The sequence below is a fragment of the Ensifer sp. ENS03 genome (assembly GCF_014852035.1).
Classification (GTDB): Bacteria; Pseudomonadota; Alphaproteobacteria; order Rhizobiales; family Rhizobiaceae; genus Ensifer; species Ensifer adhaerens.
Genome location: NZ_JACVAV010000019.1, coordinates 31,576 through 48,478 on the forward strand (window position 1 = coordinate 31,576; position 16,903 = coordinate 48,478).

Consider the following 16,903-nt stretch of genomic DNA (forward strand, 5'->3'; position numbering starts at 1 on the left):
GCCGCCCAGGCGATGATCGCACTATTCTGGCAAATTGAAAGACCTTCTCCAGTCAATTTCTACGGGAGAAAGAAGAACTGGACCTAAGTCCAGGTTTTTCATTGGACCAATGCCATGAGTGCACGTCCACTAGTCCGAAATCCGCTCCAACCTTCGTCGACAATCTCGTCCGACCTTGCGCCGTTTCTTTCGTCGGCGCCGCGGCTCACCATACGAGCATCAGAAGGCCTATTTCGGCTCACGAACGAGACACGAAAAGCAACCGGCGCGCCGGGGAGGACAGCCTCGCCGCCGGACCATGGAACTTTGTTTGAAAACGGGCGGCCGCGATTGCGGGGTGCTCCGATGGAGGGAAAAATGGTAAAGCTTAACCGGAACGACCTCGACTTCATCCTGACGCAGATCAAGATCGCCGAAGCCCACACGGCAGCCATCAACGGCGGCGCCGATCCGCGTGCCGCTCTCGAACAGCTGGTATCGAGCCCCCTTCTTCCCTACGGCCTCCGCACAGTCGATGGCTCATTCAACAACTTCCAGCCGAACATGACACAATTCGGCTCATCCGATGAAACGATGGTGCGGTTGCTGACGCCGAACTACGCGCCGGCCGAAATCAACCCGCGCAACGGGCAACAGACGAGCTATGCCGATCCGACGGGGTCCGTCTACGATAGCCAGCCACGGCTGATCTCCAACATCGTTGCCGACCAGTCGCTCGACAATCCCGCCGCGATAGCGGCAGCGCTTGCGTCCGTCGACATCAAGGGGGCAGAAGCCCTCGGCATTGTCCGCACGGTTATGGATCTGCAGGCAGTTGCACGCGCAGCGCATGCCGCCGTGACGACGGCGGCTGCGAACGCTGCCGCCGCCGTCGCTGCCGCCAATGTCGTCGTCGCCAATGCTCAGACGGCGCAGGCAACGGCGCAGGCGACTTATGACGCAGCCGTCGTCGTCCAGTCGGGAGCAACGCAGGCACTCGCAAGCGCCAATGCCGCTCTGGCCTCGGCAATCGCGGCACGCGATGCCCATGCGCCTCTGGTCGCGACCGCCCAGGCGGCTGCCGCCACGGCACTTGCAGCCAGCCAGGCCGCAGCGTCGGCGGTGTCCGATGCAACGGATGCACGCAACATCGCCTTTGCCAATCTGGCCTTGGCCGAGCAGGCGGAGAGCGCCGCCCTCACGGCGTTCCAGAATGCGCCGACACCGCAAAACAGCGCGCTGTATCTCGCGGCTGTGGATGCACGAGAGGACGCTCAGATCGCCTACGATCTTTCGGTCGAGAATCTGGAAGACGCTTCGGCGGCACTGACGACAGCACAGGCGGAGCACGCGACCGCGGTGATCGTCCTGCAAGACGCTGTGGCCGAGCAACAAAGCCTGGCAAGCGCCGTCGACGGTGCCCAAAGCGCTGCAGCAAGCGCCTCTTCGGCGCTGGCGACCGCCGATGCGGCGCTGGACGCGGCGGCGGGGGACCTGGCGGACGCAACAGATGCCCTCGATGACGCGATTGCCGCGCGCGACGCAATTCCGACTGGAAGTGCCGCGACGGCAGCCGCCGCGGCCGCGGCCGCGGCGGCCGATGCCGCTGTCATCGATGAGCTTTCGTCTCACGGTGTGACGATGGATGGCGACAACGTCTTCATCAAGAACGTTGCCGCCGACCTCGGCGACACCGCTTCGTTCAACGGGTTCATGACCATCTTCGGCCAGTTCTTCGACCACGGCCTCGACCTGACCTCGAAGGGCGGCAGCGGCAACGTCATCATTCCCCTGCAGCCGGATGATCCGCTCTATGTCCCGGGTAGTGCGACCAACTTCATGGTCCTTACCCGCGCGACCAATGACCCGGGCGCTGATGGTGTACTCGGAACGTCGGACGACATCCGCGATCACCGCAACGAGACCACACCGTGGATCGATCTCAACCAGGTCTATACGTCCAATCCATCGCACCAGGTCTTCCTGCGCCAGTATGTGCTTGTGGACGGCAAGCCCCTGGCAACGGGCGAGATGTTACACGGCGCAACGGGCGGACCGCCGACCTGGGCTGATATCAAGAACCAGGCAAGAGACCTGCTCGGCATCGAGCTCAGCGACCTGAACGTTCATAGTGTGCCGCTCCTGGTGACGGACCTCTACGGCGAATTCGTTCGCGGACCCAACGGCCTGCCGCTGATGATAACCGTCAACGGACCTGTCGAGGGCAATCTCGCGAACCCGATCGATGCAGTCACGGCGCTGAGCGCCGGCCGCGCCTTCCTCAACGACATCGCCCACAGCGCCGTACCGAGCGGTCCTGTCGATCACGACCGGAACCCGCAAACTGCTCCCGTTGCTGTTGTCGCGGACGACGACGATGTTGCCGGCAATCCGATCCTTCCGAACGCATTCGGCGTCAACGTCACCTATGACGATGAGTTGCTCGACGCCCACTTCGTCGTCGGCGACGGCCGCGGCAACGAGAACATCGCGCTGACGGCGACCCATTCGGTCTTCCACAGCGAGCACAACCGGCAGGTCAGCGCCATCAAGGCGACGGTGCTGGCCGAAGGAGATCTGGCGCTGCTCAACGAGTGGCTGCTGGTCGACGTGACCACGTTCCCGACCAGTTCCACAGGCCTCGTATGGGATGGCGAGCGTCTCTTCCAGGCGGCGCGCTTCTCGACGGAAATGGTCTACCAGCACCTCGTCTTCGAGGAGTTCGTCCGCGCCGTGGCGCCGCAGATCGATGCCTTCGTGTTCTCCCACTCCGTCGAGATCGACGGTGCGATCTTCGAGGAATTCGCCCAGGTCGTCTATCGCTTCGGCCACTCGATGCTTGCCGAAAACGTCGAGATGCTCACGCTGAACGCTCAAGGCGCGGCAACACCGCAGGAGCTCGGCCTGATCGAAGCCTTCCTCAACCCGCTGGCGTTCAACAATGCAGGCGTCGATGCACACGCTGCCTCCGGCGCCATCATTCGCGGCATGACCCAGCAGGTCGGCAACGAGATCGACGAATTCGTGACCAGCGCGCTGCGCAACAACCTCGTCGGCCTGCCGCTGGACCTCGCGGCGGTCAACATCACCCGAGCGCGCGAAACCGGCATTCCCTCGCTCAACGAGGCGCGACGCCAGATCTACGAACAGACGAACGACAGCTACCTCAAGCCCTATGAGAGCTGGGCGGATTTCGCCCTGCACATCAAGAACCCGCTTTCGATCGTCAACTTCATCGCCGCCTACGGCACCCATGAAACGGTCCTCGCCGCCACCACGGCCGAGGCAAAGCGGGATGCCGCCTGGGACCTCGTGTTCGGCACGACCGGTGAAACGCCGGCGGACCGCCAGGCGCGGCTCGATTATCTGAACTCCACCGGCACATGGGCAGCGCGGGAAACCGGCCTCAACAAGGTGGACTTCTGGATCGGCGGCCTAGCCGAGGCGCTGATGCCCTTCGGCGGCATGCTGGGCTCGACCTTCACTTTCGTCTTCGAACTGCAGATCCAGAACCTCCAGAACGGCGACCGCTTCTACTATCTGAGCCGCACGCAAGGGCAGAACCTGCTCAACGAACTCGAGGCCGACAGTTTCGCCGACTTGATCCGCCGCAATACCGACACTGAGGACAGCGGCCTTCACATCAACGGCTCGGCCTTCCAGACGGCCGACTACATCATCACGATGGATCAGACCAAGCAGTGGAACCACGGGCTCGGCAATGCTGACCCGACCCGTGAAGCCGACGTGATTTCTGCGGTTACGGGCACCGATTCCCTCGTCGTTCGCGGCACCAATTACCTGCGCTTTACCGGTGAAGAGCACGTGGTGCTTGGCGGCACGAACACCGGCGAAACCCTGATCGGGGGTGCAGGCGACGACACGATCTGGGGCGAGGGCGGTGATGACCGCATCGAGGGCGGCTTCGGCGTCGACCATCTGCACGGCGGTGACGGCGACGACATCATCACGGACAGCGGCACCGACATCGGCGCAAGCGACGTCATCAAGGGCGAAGCCGGCGACGACGTCATCAATGGCGGCATGGGCCTCGACCTGATCTTCGGCGGCGACGGCAACGACGTGCTGGCCGGCGGGGAGGATCAGAAGACGCTTTCGGGTGGCCAGGGCAACGACTTCATCCGGGCGCCCACCGGGGGTGGCGGCGCCATTCTCGGCAACGAGGGCGACGACTGGATGGAAGCCCAGGGCAATATGACGACGCTCACGGGCGACAATTCGGAACTGTTCTTCAACTCCCGCATCATCGGCCATGACGTGATGATCGCGGGTGAGAACGATACCGATTTCGATGCAGAATCCGGCGATGACATCATGGTGCAAGGCATCGGCGTCAACCGCTCGAACGGCATGGCCGGCTTCGACTGGACGACGTTCAAGAACAACAACTACGACGCCGATGCGAACATGAACATCAGCATTTTCGTCAACCAGCAGAACAACATCCTGCGCGACCGTTATGATCTGGTCGAAGGGCTCTCTGGGTGGGATCGCAACGATACGCTCACCGGCCGGGACGTGGTCATCGGCGGTTACGATCCGAACGGCAATGCTGCTCAAGTCGACGCCGACGCTCCGATCGAGAGCTTCTCGAACGCGCTGCTCGAAAAGAATGTCGACCGGATCGCCGGGCTGCGCGAGCTCGTCGCTCACCTCCAGCGCTTCGACCTCTACAATCCGCACAACCTCGATGCGAACGGCATTCCGATCAACCCGGCGGGCGCAAAGGAGGTCGCCGTGATGGATACGTCCGACGGGTCGGACATCATCCTCGGCGGCGGCGGTTCGGACACGATCCGCGGCATGGGCGGCAATGACATCATCGACGGCGACAAGTGGCTGAACGTACGCATCCTCGTCTCGCCGCGTGAAGGTCAGGGCTGGTCTGCCTTCAGCGTCGACTCGATCGCCGACATCCAGAGCCGCCTGTTTTCGGGCGAGATCAAGCCAAGCCAGCTGCAGGTCATCCGCGAGATTGTCGACGGCGGCAAGGCCGGCGATGTCGACACAGCCGTCTATTACGACAACTTCGAGAACTACGAGATCACCTTCAATGCCGACGGCAGCGTGACGGTCGCCCACACAGACCCCACCGCCGGCGTCATCGACCCGGTAACCGGACGCAATCTCGAGGCCGAGGGGACCGACCGCCTCTTCAACATCGAACGCATCCAGTTTGCCGATCGGGTCCTCGACCTTCGTGGTCCTTCGCTCGACCTGCACGCTTTCGACAGCGGCAATTATCGCGATGCTTTCGGTTCCGCGAACTACGCCAACTCAAACGGATCGGCGACCTGGACTTCGCCATGGATTGAGACGGACGACCGCACGACAAACGTGGCGACGACGGGCGAAATCCGCGTCAATGGCGGACAGCTCGAATTCCGCCAGGACACAGGCGCCGGCTCTACGCCAGCGGGCGCCACGATCACCCGGACCGTCGATCTTTCCATGGTCGGCGCCGGCACTGCGACACTGAGCTTCAGCTACGAAGAAAGCGGCCTCGACAACGGCGAAACCTTGCAGGTGCAGTTCTCCGCCGATGGCAACAACTTCACGACCATAGAGACGATTACCGGCGCATCGAACGATGGGACGGCAAACCTCTCGCTTGCGGGTCCGTTCACGGCCGCGTCTGCGATCCGCTTCGTCTTCAGCGGCGTGAACGGCAACACCGAAACCGTGCGGATCGACAATGTGAATGTCGAATACACCACGCCCGTCGACGACGGAACGACGGCCTGGAACGCGACCTTCACGGAAAACCAGGCAGCCGTCGGTATCTCGAGCCTCTCGGGCATCACCACGGACGAGACGATCGTCTCGGCACGCGTCGTGCTGAAGAACATGGCAGCGGGCGACACGTTCTCGGCAACGACGGCCAACGGTCGCCCCGCGGCAATCGCGGTGTCGCAGGCAGTGATTGCCGGGGAACTCGTGCTGCTGCTCACAGGCGAGGCGAGTGCAGCCGATTACCAGCGCGCGCTGGACGCCGTCCGGTTCTCCAACACTTCGGATAACCCAGCCATCACGGCGCGGACCATCGAGGTGACGGTGAATGACGGCTTCCGGGACAGCCAGCCGGCGACCGCCACAATCAACGTCGTTGCCGTGGACGATCCCATGATCGCCAACAACGATCGTATCGTGACGAACTGGACCAATGGCAATCCCTTCACGATCCCGAGCTGGGCGCTGCTCGCCAACGATGTTGATCCAGACAGCGCCATGGCGATTTCGGCGATCACGCAGGCGAACAGTCTCACGGCAACCCTCGGCCCGGATGGCGTCACGATCAACGACAACGGCGTTGCTGTCGGTGGCAGCTTCACCTACCGCGGAACCGGTACGGATACGGCAACCGTCGACGTGGTGCGCGATATCCTGGGCACAATCGACGGCGGGACCGGCAACGACATTCTCGTCGGCGACAATGCGGCAAACACGCTGAACGGCAACGCGGGCAATGACATTGTCTTTGCCGGTGGCGGCAATGACACGATCAACCAAAGCAGCACTCAAGGACGCGATATCATCGACGGCGGTGCGGGCAGCGACACCTATGTGCTTTCGGGCAGTGCCGGCGCCGAACTGTTCCGCATCTATGCCATCACCGCCGGCCAGAACGCCAACCTGGCAACAAGCCTGAACACGACGTTCCTGGCCTCGACGGAAATCGTGATCACCCGCACCGTCGGCGGCGTCGAAAGCGTGATCGCCGAGCTCGACAACATCGAGGAGATCAGCGTCAACACCCTGAACGTGACGAACAACAACAACAATGGCGGCCCGGACCAGGGCGTCAGTCAAGGCGACACGATCCAGGTCATCGGGAATTTCGACACGACCAGCCTGAATTACTCGACGATCACCGTCGAAGGCTCCGCCGGCAACGACGTGATCGACATTTCGAGCCTGTCTTCGGCGCACCGCATCGTCTTCCGCAGCAATGGCGGTCAGGACACCATCGTCGGCGCGCTGCGGCCTCAGGATGTCATCGAGATCCCGACGGGTGCCAATCCTGCCGACTATGCCGAAACCGACAACGGCGACGGCACCAGAACCCTTTCGAGCGGCACGCACTCCATCACCTTCGTCGGCGACACGCCGACCCTCGTTTCCGGCGGAGACAATGATGATGATGATGATGATCATGATGATCATGATGACGAAGGCGGCTCGGACGATGGCGGCGATGATGACCACTGCGGCTCGGGTGACGCCGACGGCACACCCTTGCCGGTTGCGGCCCGCACGCTGATCGGCACGGCGGCCTCCGATGTGCTGCTCGGTGGGGCCGCCGGCGACATCCTGCTCGGTGGGGCATCGGCTGACATTCTCTCTGGCGACAGCGGCAACGACGTGTTGCGCGGCGAGGATGGCGACGATGTGCTGAGTGGCGGCGACGGCGATGACGTCGCTTCCGGTGGGGCCGGCAACGACGAAGTCCACGGCGGGGCTGGCGCCGACATGCTGTTCGGTAATGGCGGCGACGACCTTCTCTACGGCGATGCCGGCAACGACATCATCGAAGGCGGCGCCGGGGCGGACAAAGTCTGGGCCGGCGACGGCGACGACATCGTGCTTGCCACGCTCAACGACGGTTCCGACAGCTACTGGGGCGGCGATGGCGTCGACACGCTCGACTATTCGGTGGCGACCGGCAACCTGAAGGTGGATCTCGGCAACGGCTTCATGGGCCGCGGCCAGGTGGTGGGGGGCGAGGTCGGCACCGATACGATCTACGGGTTCGAGAATATCATCGCCGGTTCGGGTCACGACGAGATCACCGCCTCGACGGCCGTCAACATCATGGACGGCGGGCTTGGCGACGACGTCTTCCGCTTCACCTCGGTGGCGGCGGCCGACGGCGACACGATCTACGGCTTCTCGCCGGGCGACCGGATCGACTTCTCGGCGATCGATGCAAACAGCGGGCAGGCCGGCAAACAGGGCTTCACGCTTTCCAGCGGCACGACGCTTTCAGGGGCCGGCCAGATCGTGGTTACGCACGAGACTCGCGACGGTGCCGACGTAACCGTGATCCGCGGCAGCGTCGATGGCGACCCGGATGCCGAGTTCGCACTGACGCTCGACGGCACCCACAACCTCAAGGTCGCCGACTTCAACGGCGTCTCCTGAACATGAAGCACACGTCCCGGCCGACTGACATCGGCCGGGACGGCATGCGGGGCGGGCAAAAGGGGATCTCATCATGAGCAAGAAGAAAGAGCCGCAACACAAGATCGGCGGCATGCGCGGTATCCTGATTTATCTCTTCGGTCTTTCGGGCATCATCAACATCCTGGCGCTGACCGGCGCCTTCTACATGCTGCAGATCTATGACCGGGCGCTGACCAGCGGCAGCATCTCCACCCTGGTGGCGCTATCGGTACTCGCGGTCGGGCTTTACCTGTTCCAAGGCCTGTTCGATGTCATCCGCTCGCAGATCCTGGTGCGTCTCGGCGCGCGGCTCGATGCGGAACTGGCACCGCTCGCCCACAAGGTGGTGATCGAAATGCCGCGCTTCGGCTATTCGACCGCCGAGGCGACGGAACGCGGCCGCGATGTCGACACGCTGCGCGGCTTTCTCGCCGGCCAGGGCCCGGTGGCGCTGTTCGACCTGCCCTGGATCCCGATCTATCTCGCCTTCGTCTGGCTCCTGCATCCGATGCTGGGTTACCTCACGCTCGGCGGCGCCTTGGTTCTGGCGCTGCTGACGGTGATCGCCGAAGTGATGACGCGGCGCCATTCCAGCCCGACGATCAAGGCCTCCGTGGCGCGCAGCTCGATTGCCGAAAGCAATGCCCGCAACAGCGACGTGCTGCACGCCATGGGTATGACCGGCCGGGCCGTGGCGCGCTTCGAGAAGGCCAATCGTCGCCACCTCGACTGTCAGACCAAAACCTCGGACATCGGCGGCACCTTGTCGGGCCTGTCGAAGGTGCTGCGCATGATCCTGCAATCGGCGATCCTCGGGCTCGGCGCCTATCTGGCGATCCGCGGACAGATGTCGGCCGGCTCGATCATTGCCTCGTCGATCGTGACGGCCCGGGCACTGGCGCCGGTCGACTTGGCAATCGCGCAGTGGAAGGGCGTCGTCGCCGCCCGCCGCAGCTATCACCGCCTCAACGAGACGCTCGGAGTGCTCGACGAACGCAGCGGCAATCTCGACCTGCCGGCGCCGCAGCAGAGCCTTAGTCTCGACAAGGTGACGACGGTTGCGCCTTCGACTGGCGCGGTGCTTCTGAGCGAGGTGAGCCTCGAACTGAAGGCCGGCCAGGCCGTGGGGCTGATTGGCCCGTCGGGTGGCGGCAAGACGACGCTCGCTCGCACCATACTCGGCATCTGGCCGGTGCTGCGTGGGGCTGTGCGCATCGACGGCGCCGATCTCAGTCAGTGGCCGGAGGGGCTGTTCAACCAGCATGTCGGCTACCTGCCGCAGGACGTGGCGCTGATGGATGGCACCGTGTCCGACAACATCTCGCGCTTCGCTGAAGCGCCGAATGCGCGGGCGATCATCCGCGCCGCCAAGGCCGCCGGCATTCACGAGATGATCGTGCACCTGCCGAATGGCTACCAGACCGAGCTTGGTCCCCATGGAACCGCCCTGTCCGCGGGCCAGAGACAGCGCATCGCCTTGGCACGCGCACTCTATGGAGACCCTTTTCTCGTGGTGCTCGACGAGCCCAACTCCAACCTGGACGCCGAAGGCGAGGAAGCGCTCAACCGGGCGATCTTCAATGTGCGCGAGCGCGGCGGCATCGTCGTCATCGTCGCCCATCGCCCGAGCGCCTTGCAGACGGTCGACATGATCGGCCTGGTGCAGGGCGGACGGCTGGTCGCCTTCGGTCCGAAGGAGGAGATCCTGCCGTCGCAAAAGACCCGGCCATTGGTGGTCGAAAAGACCCGGCGTGCGGATGCCGGCGGACAACCGCCGCAACGGGTGTCGGCGGCGGCTGAGTGAGAGACCTTAAGAGGTTCGGCCGCAGGCCGAGGAGGATGTCATGGACGAAAAGCTCATCCTGAAGCGCCCCGACAGCCAGCAGGCGATCGCGCCGATGAACCGGTACGAGATCGCGGACAAGCCCGGGCGCAAGCGTGGGCGGCTGGTGCAGTCGGCGCTGTTCCTCGGCGCGCTCGGTTCAGTGTTCGGCAGCAAGGAAGGCGAAAGCGAACCGGCGAAGCACGATCCGAATCCCGAGCCGGTCGGTCCCGGCCAGCCGAGCGATGTGCTCGACATGTCCGGGGCACTCGGGGCGATCGAGGATGCCGCCGCTTACGTGCAGGGGCTTCTGCAAGACCTGGCGTTTCCGGACGAGGCCTTGCCGTCAAAGCTCGGCCGCCTGCGCTCCTCGGTGCGGCTGGCTTTCGACGAGGGCCTGCCCACAACCGATCTCATCGACGAGCGGCCCTATAAGACAAGCGCGCGCCCCGCCAACGACAACGGCCCGCAGGGTTTCGATTTCCCCGGTCTGGCGTCCTTCGGCAGTTCGCCGTCCGGCCGGGTAGAGGACGACGATGCTGATGACGATGACGGCAGTCCCGGTGGCGGCGATGACGACGACGATGACGACGACGATGGCGAGCCGGGTGGTCCTGGTGGTCCCGGCGATGGTGACGACGACGACGGCAGTGCCCGCAGCAATCGCCTTCCTGTCGTCACCGGACGCAATGTGCTCGCCAACGGCCTGATGAACCTCTCGGCCGTCATCCTGTTGAACGATCTTCTCGCCAACACGGTCGATCCGGACGACGACAGGCTGTCGATCGCCAACCTGACGGTATCGAATGGATCTATTCGCGCCTATGGCGAGGGCATGTGGCTCTATACGCCGGAACGCGGCGATCTCGGTGAGGTCACTTTCACCTATTCGGTCTCGGATGGCACCGGCCGTACCGTCAATGGTGCGCTGATGACGCTGATGGACTGGCCGGCGAACGAGATCAGGGGCACCGAAGGTGACGACGTGATGCGCGGCACGCCGCAAAAGGACATCATTGCGGCCCTTGGTGGCGACGACATCGTCTATGGCCGCGAGTCCGATGACACCATTTTGGGGGGCAGCGGCAACGACACGCTCATCGGCGGCGACGGCAACGACACGCTTTACGGTGAGGCCGGCAATGACCGTCTCTATGGCGGGCGCGGCAACGACATTCTGTTCGGCGGGATGGGGGACGATCACCTCTATGGGGAAGAGGGGGACGACATCCTGCTTGGTGAGGCCGGTGACGACTATCTTTCGGGCGGCGCGGGAAATGACCGCCTGTTCGGTGAGGAAGGTACCGATGTTATCGATGGCGATGCCGGCAACGACCTCGTCGACGGCGGGGTCGGTAACGACCGGCTGACCGGTGGCTCCGGCGACGACACGGTGCTTGCCGGCGCCGGCGATGACATCATCGTCACTGGCCTCACCGCCGATGAAACCCGCAACGCATCGCCGCCCGCCAGCGATGGCGACGATCACTATTCCGGTGGCGAAGGCCACGACACGATCGATGCCAGTAGCGCACAGGAGACGGTCGTCATCGATCTCGTCGCAGGTACGTCCACCGGCGCGGAAATAGGCTCCGATACGATCGAGAGCATCGAAGACGTGATCGGCGGTTCCGGCGACGACCGGATCACCGGCGACGAGAACTGCAACACGCTGATCGGCAATGACGGCAACGACGTCATTGCCGGAAATGCCGGGGACGATACGCTGATTGGTGGCAATGGCGACGATGTCGTCTCGGGAGGCGCCGGCAATGACACGATCGTGGTCGTCGCCTTCGATGGCAGCGGCGAGGCCGACGATGACGGCAACGACAGCTATAGCGGCGGCGATGGCATCGACACGCTCGATCTGTCCGCGCTGGTGAAGGCGGTTCTCGCCGACATGGATGCCGGCATCGCCGAAGGCGACGAGATCGGCGAGGATCGCATCGAGGACTTCGAGATCATCGTCGGCGGGCGCGGCAACGACCGGATCTCCGGTAGCCGCGGTGACGACATGCTATTCGGTGGTAATGGCGACGACAGGCTGCGCGGCCGCGACGGCGATGACGTGCTCGTCGGCGGTGCTGGCGACGACGAACTGAAGGGCGAAGATGGCAACGACACCTTCGTCGTCGTTCTCCTGCCCGGCATCGACGACGGAGACGATACGATCGACGGCGGTGACGGCGTCGATCGCTACGATGCCTCCGCAGCGACACAGGCGGTGGTGATCGATCTCGACCGCGGCGTTGCCACGGGTGTCGAGATAGGCAACGACAGTTTGAGTTCCGTCGAGACCGCGATCGGCGGCAAGGGCAACGACATCATCGTCGCCAGCAATGCCGTCAACTTCCTGGCCGGTGGCGCAGGCGCAGATATCTTCGTCTTCCGCAGCCTCGCTGCCCTTGCCAATGGCGGGGAGGGGCGCGATGAGATCCGCGACTTCCAGGTCGGAGACCGCATCGATCTGTCGAAGATTGCCGAAGCCATCGGCGGCCTCGCCTTTGCGCCGTTTGCCGATGACGGCAGCCCGACGCCGGTCAACCGCATCACCTTCTACCACGAGACCTTCAGCGACAGCGAGCGCACGGTCGTGCGCGCCGTCATCGATCTCGAGCGCGATGAAGATCTCGAATTCCTGATCGCCGGCCGCCACGCGCTGACCGAGCAGGATTTCATTCTCGCCGCCATTGAGACGGCCGCGGAGCAGCAGAGAGACGCCGTCTAAGCAATCGCAAGCAACACCACCCGCATCAACCAGAGCTGTCACGCGTTACCGGGAGAAGGCCATGATCAGTAGAGAGAACGAGACCAAGACCACCAAGATCGAAGACAAGATCGCACGGGACAGCAGCCAGTTCGGCATCACCTCGCGCATCGTCGTCTCCGCTGCCTTTGCCGCCACTCTGCTTTTCGGCGTCGGCGGTTGGGCCGCCAATGCCCGGCTTTCCGGGGCCGTCATCACCCAGGGCCAGGTCGCCATCTCCCAGCAGGTCAAGCTCATCCAGCACCGTGACGGCGGCATCGTTTCCGAGATTGCGGTGCGCAACGGCGACCAGGTCAAGAAGGGCGACGTGCTGATCCGCCTCGACGAGACGCAAACCCGGGTGGAGCTCGCGATCGTGCGCGGTCAGTTGCAGCAGTTCTACGCCATGCGCGCCCGGTTGAAGGCCGAGCGGGATGGCGAGGCCGGCGTGTCTTTCGATGGCCTCGATGTCAGCGAGGTGCTGAAGGTCAGCGAGCTCAAGCTGTTTGAGGCCAATCGCCGGATGATCACCAGCCAGGAAGAGCAGATGCGCCTGCAGATCACCCAGCTCGAAGAGCAGATCCGCGGCCTCAAGGCTCAGACCGGATCGAGCGACGCGGAAAGGGAGATCGTCGAGAAGGAGATCGCCAAACTCGAGACCTTGCTGAAGAGCGGCCTGGTGCCAGTCTCCGAACACCGTGATCTCCTGCGCCAGATGGCCCGGATCGACGGCTCCAAGGGCGAACTCGTGGCGCGGATCGCCGAGGCCGTCGGGCAGATCAGCGAACTGCGCATCAAGCTGCTCGCCATCGACCAGAACACCCGCAAGGAAACCCAGACCCAGATCGTCGGCATCGAGGCCAAGATCGCCGAACTCAGCGAGCGCGAGGTCGCCGCCCGCGACCGGCTGTCGCGCATGGAGGTGCGCGCGCCTGTCGATGGGCTCGTCTACGACCTGCAGGTCCATACCATCGGCGGCATCATCGCCCCCGGCGCCAGCGTGATGTCGATCGTGCCCGAGGATGACGACCTGACCGTTGAAATCCGCATCCCGCCGGCCGACATCGACCGTATCGCGCCGGGCCAGGCCAGCCGCCTGCGCTTCACCGTCTTCAATCAGCGCACCACCCCGGAACTCGATGGCCAGGTCGGTGTGGTTGCCGCCGCAACAACCATCGATCGCGCCACCGGACAACCCTATTATCTCGCCACGGTCGACATCACCCAGGCGCTGGACAGGCTTGGCGACCGCAAGCTGATGCCGGGCATGCCGGTCGAAGTCTATGTCCAGACGGACGAGCGCACGGCCATCTCCTATCTAACAAAGCCCTTCACCGACCAAATGCTTCGAGCCTTCCGCGAGGAATGATTGCGTGCTTCACCGTGGAGGGAACGCGCCCGCACTTTGTCCTTGAGCAGGGGCCATAGAGGCGGCCTGTTTTTCCCAAGGAAAACGGCGTCCAGGGAAGCAATCACGAATTGCATGGCCGCGGGAAATAAATCTTCACTTGCCGCCTAGCTTCCGATAATGCGCGAGGGGTCTGCGCCTAAGAACCTGCGCGCATGAGGAGAACCATCTTGAATGTCGATGAGAAGCTGGAACCAATTCTAACGGAAGTGCTGAGGCGCAACGCCGGCGAGCTGGAATTTCACCAGGCCGTACGGGAAGTGCTTGAAAGTCTGGGGCGTGTCATTGCCAAGCATCCGCGCTATGCGGAACAGGCCCTTATAGAACGGATCTGCGAACCCGAGCGGCAGATCATCTTCAGGGTGCCTTGGGTCGACGACGCCGGGCAGGTACAGATCAACCGCGGCTTCCGCGTGCAATTCAACTCCGCACTTGGGCCCTATAAGGGCGGGATACGCTTTCATCCTTCAGTCAACGTCGGGATCATCAAGTTCCTCGGCTTCGAGCAAACCTTCAAGAACGCCCTGACAGGCATGCCGATCGGCGGCGGCAAGGGCGGCTCCGACTTCAACCCGAGAGGGCGAACGGATGGGGAAATCATGCGATTTTGCCAGTCGTTCATGACCGAGCTCCACCGACACCTGGGCGAATACACCGACGTTCCTGCCGGCGATATCGGCGTCGGAGGCCGGGAGATCGGCTATATGTTCGGCCAGTACAAGCGGCTCACCAACCGGTATGAGGCCGGGGTGCTGACGGGCAAGGCGCTGATTTACGGCGGCTCGCGCGCACGCAAGGAGGCAACGGGCTTCGGTGCGACCTACTTCGTCCAGCGGATGCTCAGCACCAAGGGCCTCGATTTCGAAGGCAGGCGCGTGACCGTATCGGGATCCGGAAACGTCGCTATCTACACCATGGAAAAGGTCGCGGAGTTCGGTGGCAAGATCGTCGCATGCTCCGACTCCAACGGTTATGTCGTCGATGAGGACGGGATCGATCTCGAATTGGTCAAGCAGATCAAGGAGGTTCGCCGTGAGCGGATATCCGAGTACGCCAGGCTGAAAGGCTCCAGGGCACACTATGTCGAGGGCGGCTCCGTCTGGGACGTTCCTTGCGATGTCGCGATGCCCTCGGCGACCCAGAACGAGCTCACGGGCAAGGATGCCCGCACTCTGGTGAAGAATGGCGTCATCGCAGTAGGCGAGGGGGCAAACATGCCGTCGACCCCGGAAGCGGTTCGCATCTTTCAGGATGCAGGTGTCATGTTTGCCCCTGGCAAGGCCGCCAATGCGGGCGGTGTTGCGACATCGGCTCTCGAGATGCAGCAGAATGCCTCTCGCGACAGCTGGACGTTCGAGCAAACCGAAACACGGCTTGCCATTATCATGCAGTCGATCCACGACCGTTGCGCCGAGACCGCCGAGGAATACGGGAACCCCGGCGACTATGTGCTCGGAGCCAACATCGCCGGCTTCGTGAGGGTCGCCGAAGCGATGGACGCGCTCGGCGTCATCTAATGCTTCTGCTGGAGGGAGCCGGCTTGCGCTGGCTTCCTTCAGTAATTCGTCGAAGCTCTTGGGGCTGAGACTGTAGTACCACCGGTCACGGCTAGTTTCGTGAGCATGGCGCGCGATCCTATGGGGAGGCCATACCACGCCGCCCGCGGATCCGGGTTGCGAGACGGCAGTAAGAGCCAATCGATCGAATTTATGAAGCGACGAGACCGTCGAAAACCTCGAGCATGGCATCGCTGATCGCCTGGCCGAGGGCGGCCGCGGTTTGCGACAGGGCTTCCTCGTCTGCGCCCTGGGCTGCGATTGCGAAGGCTGCGCCTTCTCCCGTCACGATTTCCTGAGCGCGCTGAATGGCCCAAAGGGCAAAGTCGTTACGATCGCTGATTTCTACCGTTTCCATGATTTCCTCTGATTGTCCGTGTGGAAAAATTCTTGTGGCTTTGCCGGGCGGCCGAGAGCCCGGGGTCGGCTTCGCAACCCCATCTAACCGTCAACGGCATCACTGCCAAAGCCCTAGAACCGGGAGCAGGGTGCTTTGAAGCCTTAAAATGGCATCCGGGCTATCCGCCCATTTCCGTCGACTGTCAATCCGCAGTCGATGCCGCTTTGCAATTGGCTTGCCTTATCAGAGGCTTCGGGTCATCTTTTGAGAGACGTCGGCCTCCGTTGCGCAGCTGATGTTGACAATCGTAAGCGCCTGTTTGCGGGCCATCTTTTAGCTTACGTCCCGCTCCGGCGCGCGCTCGACGACCGACCGAGCCACCACGCGCCCTTTACCCGATTTTCAGGGGAGCTCGAAGACTACATGTCTTAGGAAGATGCCGAACATACGGTGCGCACGGTCATAGCGTGGGGCCGGGTCGACGCCGTACCGCCGGTGTTGATCCGCTCCAGCAACCGGCGAACCTGGCGGGTGCTCAGCTCAAGCACGTGCTCCGCCGACGCCAACGTCATGCGTGCGGCGATCACCTTCGACAAAACCTCAATCCGCTGCAGATCGCGCTCGCTCATCGCAATCAATCCCATCCGCAATCTCCCAGCTCATCAAAACCCGGGGAGAGTGACATTCCAACTTTGCAGGATCAGGACACTTTAACTTTGCGGTGGTGGCTACAGATTTTGTGGCAGCCAAGTTGAACTGTCCGCTTTGGCGCAAAGTTAAAATGTCAATTTGAGCTGCCCTACGGCACGACGACCAGCCCCGATCTGACCGGCTGATCCGGTTGCAAGATCAGATCGGGGTGGGT

General features: G+C 63.1%; 6 protein-coding genes and 1 pseudogene. 5 read left to right on the forward strand and 2 right to left on the reverse strand.

Features of this window, described 5'->3' with window-relative positions; translation table 11 throughout:
* Window positions 1-357: 357 nt before the first annotated feature.
* The 5 genes from IB263_RS33340 to gdhA all read left to right on the forward strand — a co-directional run bounded on the left by IB263_RS33340 (window position 358) and on the right by gdhA (window position 15,659).
* On the forward strand, window positions 358-8,142 hold the full coding sequence (locus IB263_RS33340; protein WP_192439587.1) for a peroxidase family protein: 7,785 nt from the start codon (window positions 358-360) through the stop codon (window positions 8,140-8,142).
* 73 nt (window positions 8,143-8,215) lie between these two features.
* Window positions 8,216-9,967, forward strand: a complete 1,752-nt coding sequence (locus tag IB263_RS33345; protein WP_060520542.1) for a type I secretion system permease/ATPase — start codon at window positions 8,216-8,218, stop codon at window positions 9,965-9,967.
* 40 nt (window positions 9,968-10,007) lie between these two features.
* Entirely contained in the window at window positions 10,008-12,716 is a 2,709-nt protein-coding gene (locus IB263_RS33350; RefSeq protein WP_060610763.1) for a calcium-binding protein, read from the forward strand.
* Between the two features lie 61 nt (window positions 12,717-12,777).
* Complete coding sequence (locus IB263_RS33355; RefSeq protein ID WP_060610760.1) at window positions 12,778-14,103, forward strand: HlyD family type I secretion periplasmic adaptor subunit; 1,326 nt, start codon at window positions 12,778-12,780, stop codon at window positions 14,101-14,103.
* Between the two features lie 209 nt (window positions 14,104-14,312).
* Window positions 14,313-15,659 carry an NADP-specific glutamate dehydrogenase gene (gene gdhA, locus IB263_RS33360; RefSeq protein WP_089046067.1) on the forward strand — a complete coding sequence of 449 codons (1,347 nt, stop codon included), beginning with the start codon at window positions 14,313-14,315 and terminating at the stop codon, window positions 15,657-15,659.
* A 190-nt stretch (window positions 15,660-15,849) separates the two neighbouring features.
* On the opposite strand, the gene IB263_RS33365 is transcribed toward gdhA, so the two are convergent.
* Entirely contained in the window at window positions 15,850-16,056 is a 207-nt protein-coding gene (locus tag IB263_RS33365) for a hypothetical protein (protein ID WP_060520539.1), read from the reverse strand.
* 443 nt (window positions 16,057-16,499) lie between these two features.
* Window positions 16,500-16,682: pseudogene (locus IB263_RS33370) on the reverse strand (ISNCY family transposase); the annotation flags it as partial.
* Window positions 16,683-16,903: the final 221 nt, after the last annotated feature.

Coding starts and splice junctions, on each gene's coding strand:
- IB263_RS33340 (WP_192439587.1), top strand. CDS start 358: ATGGTAAAGCTTAACCGGAACGACCTCGACTTCATCCTGACGCAGATC.
- IB263_RS33345 (WP_060520542.1), top strand. CDS start 8,216: ATGAGCAAGAAGAAAGAGCCGCAACACAAGATCGGCGGCATGCGCGGT.
- IB263_RS33350 (WP_060610763.1), top strand. CDS start 10,008: ATGGACGAAAAGCTCATCCTGAAGCGCCCCGACAGCCAGCAGGCGATC.
- IB263_RS33355 (WP_060610760.1), top strand. CDS start 12,778: ATGATCAGTAGAGAGAACGAGACCAAGACCACCAAGATCGAAGACAAG.
- IB263_RS33365 (WP_060520539.1), bottom strand. CDS start 16,056: ATGGAAACGGTAGAAATCAGCGATCGTAACGACTTTGCCCTTTGGGCC.